Below are 2,927 nucleotides of genomic sequence, written 5' to 3' on the forward strand. Positions count from 1 at the left end.
CGGCGCCTCGGCCGGGCTGGACCCGCTGGCCGCCGCGCTGGCGGGGGCCATGGCGGGGACCGGGGCCGCGGCGGATCCGGCGAACGACCCTTCGGGCCCGCCGGCCGATATGATGCAGCTGACCCCCAGCCCGATCCAGGCGACGCCCCTGCCCGATGCAGCGCAGGGCCTGCCTTTGGGCGACCCGCTGACGCTGTCGGAACGCGACGGGCTGCGCTTTGCGATCCAGGACTGCTGGAACCTGGGCGCGCTGTCGGTCGAGGCGTCGCAGATGACCGTCTCGGTCGGGTTCACGCTGTCGCCGGACGGGGTCCCCGACCAGAACAGCATGCGCATCGCCGGCTATCAGGGCGGCAGCGAATCCGCAGCCCAGCAGGGGTTCGAGGTCGCGCGCCGCGCCATCCTGATGTGCGGACGCGCCGGGTTCGATCTGCCCGCATCGAAATACGGACGCTGGCGCGATGTCGTGGTGGATTTCCGCCCCGACGGCGTCGCGTTCCAATGACTGACCGGCGGGGGCCACCTTCCGCTGTTCGCCGAAAAAAGGTAGTGATGACGCCATGTTCCGCAGATTGATCCTTGCCCCTGCCTTCCTGCTGGCCGCAGCGTTGCTGCCGGCCGGGCCCGTGATGGCGCAGGACACCCCCCTGCGCATCGAGATCACCGACGGCGTGATAGAGCCGATGTCGATCGCCATCCCGGCCTTTCACGGCGATGCCGAGATCGCGGCCCGCATCCGTCAGGTCGTGGCGGACGACCTGACCGGCACCGGCCTGTTCAGCGAGATCCCCGTCGAGACGCATGTCGCCCGCTCCGCCAGCTTTACCGAGGCCGTCAGCTATGACGACTGGCGGGCGGTGAACGCGCAGGCGCTGGTCTCGGCCGAGGTGCGGCAGATGGGCGACAACATCAGCGTGGGCTTTCGGCTGTTCGACGTCGTGTCGGGCCAGCCGCAGGGCGACGGGATGCAGTTCGACGCCCGCGCCGCCGACTGGCGCCGCGCGGCCCACAAGATTGCCGACCAGATCTATGCCCGGCTGACCGGCGAAAAGCCCTATTTCGACAGCCGCGTGGCCTTCGTCCAGGAAACCGGCCCCAAAAGCGCGCGGATCAAGCGGATCGGCGTGATGGATTACGACGGCGCGAACATCCTGTGGATGACCGACAGCTCGTCCCTGGTGCTGGCGCCGAAATTCTCGCCCGACGGGCGCCGCCTGCTGTTCACCAGCTATGACAGCGGCTTTCCCCAGATCCAGCTGATGGACGTGGCGACCGTCAGCGCCCGGCCGCTGACCCGCGATGCCAGCACGATGGCTTTTGCGCCGACCTTCAGCCCGGACGGGCGGTGGGTCGCGTATTCGCGCGAACAGGGCGGCAATACCGACATCTGGCTGATGGACGTGGCCACCGGCGCCCAACGCGCGCTGACCAATTCGCCGGCCATCGACACTTCTCCCGGGTTCAGCCCGGACGGGCAGCGCATCGTGTTCGAAAGCGACCGGTCCGGCGCGCCGCAGCTGTACATCATGGGGCTGGACGGGGCCGAGCCGTCGCGCATCAGCTTTGGGGACGGGCGTTACGGCACGCCCACTTGGTCGCCCAAGGGGGACCTGATCGCGTTCACCAAGCAGATCGGCGAACGCTTTCACATCGGCACCATGCGCACCGACGGATCGTCCGAACGCATGCTGACCGAAAGCTTCCTGGACGAGGGCCCGACCTGGGCCCCGAACGGTCGGGTGGTGATGTTCACGCGCGCCACCCCCGGCGGAAACGGCCAGCCGCGTCTGCATTCGGTGGACATCACCGGGCGCAACATGCGACCGATGAATCTTGACTTTGCCGCCTCGGACCCGTCCTGGGGTCCCCTGTTGCCATGAGGATGAGATGATGAACGCCGCGACCAAGCCTGTCCTGCTGGCCGCCCTTCTGGGGCTGGCGGCCTGTGCCCAGCCCGCGCCGACGGTGGCGCCGCCCGTGGTCGACCCCTATGCCAGCACGGGCGGGGGCGCGGTGTTCCAGGGCGATCTGGCCGGCGGCGTCCTGGGCGCCGAGGCGACGGCCCAGTATTTCCGCGGCACGGTCGGCGACACGGTCCTGTTTCCCGCCGACCAGACGACCCTGACCCCCGAGGCGCGGACCATCCTGGCGGCGCAGGCCGCCTGGCTGACGCGCCACACCGCCTTTACCGCCGTGGTCCAGGGCCATGCCGAGGAGACGGGCACCCGCGAATACAACCTTGCGCTTGGCGCACGGCGGGCCAGTGCGGTGCAGGAATACCTGGTCGCGCAGGGCGTGGCCCCGGGCCGCATCCGTACGCTGTCCTTCGGCAAGGAGCGTCCCGCAGCGACCTGTTCGGACGAGGGCTGCTATGCCCAGAACCGCCGTGCCGTCACCGTCGTGACCGAAGCCGCACCCCCCGCCGTGGCGATGGCCCCCGTGGCAAGCGCCGCCCCTGCCGGGGGCGTTGTCGGGGCAGGCATGTGATGCGGCTGATCCCCGCGCTGATCCTGGCCCTGACGCTTGGGGCGCCTGTTCAGGCCGCCCCCGACGCCGCGACGCTGGCCGACATGCGTCAGCAGGTCACGCAGCTGCGCAGTCAGCTGCAGGGATTGCGGGGCGAACTGGTCGCGTCGGGCGCCGCCGGGTTCCAGGCGGCGGGCGGGGCCAGCGCCATCGACCGCATGAACGCGATGGAGGCGCAGCTGATGCGCCTGACGAACCAGGCCGAACAGCTGCAAAATCGCATCAACCGCATCGCGGGCGACAGCGAACGGCGCCTGTCCGACCTGGAATTCCGCCTGTGCGAGGCCGAACCCGGCTGCGATCTGTCGGCGCTGACCGTGCCGCAGGCGCAGGCGGGGCTCAGCCCGCAGCTGGCGCCCTCGGCCCCGGCGGATGGCGGGGCGGGGCAGCCGGCCTCGACC

2 protein-coding genes and 2 pseudogenes are annotated in these 2,927 nt (G+C 70.3%); all 4 read left to right on the top strand.

Annotated features, from left to right (window positions below):
* Positions 1–505 (top strand): annotated as a pseudogene (locus FHD68_RS19230) (protein TolA); the annotation flags it as partial.
* 55 nt (positions 506–560) lie between these two features.
* Complete coding sequence (gene tolB / locus FHD68_RS18195; protein WP_127899103.1) at positions 561–1,880, top strand: Tol-Pal system beta propeller repeat protein TolB; 1,320 nt, start codon at positions 561–563, stop codon at positions 1,878–1,880.
* Between the two features lie 10 nt (positions 1,881–1,890).
* Positions 1,891–2,487 carry a peptidoglycan-associated lipoprotein Pal gene (gene pal, locus FHD68_RS18200; protein ID WP_084697413.1) on the top strand — a complete coding sequence of 199 codons (597 nt, stop codon included), beginning with the start codon at positions 1,891–1,893 and terminating at the stop codon, positions 2,485–2,487.
* Positions 2,487–2,927: pseudogene (locus FHD68_RS18205) on the top strand (tetratricopeptide repeat protein); the annotation flags it as partial. The gene pal and the pseudogene FHD68_RS18205, both read left to right, overlap by 1 nt.

The sequence above is a fragment of the Paracoccus marcusii genome (genome assembly GCF_006151785.1).
In the GTDB taxonomy this organism is placed as follows: Bacteria; Pseudomonadota; Alphaproteobacteria; order Rhodobacterales; family Rhodobacteraceae; genus Paracoccus; species Paracoccus marcusii.

Bases quoted from the DNA above. Each gene is read 5' to 3' on its own strand.
- pal (WP_084697413.1), top strand. From the start codon at position 1,891: ATGAACGCCGCGACCAAGCCTGTCCTGCTGGCCGCCCTTCTGGGGCTG.
- tolB (WP_127899103.1), top strand. From the start codon at position 561: ATGTTCCGCAGATTGATCCTTGCCCCTGCCTTCCTGCTGGCCGCAGCG.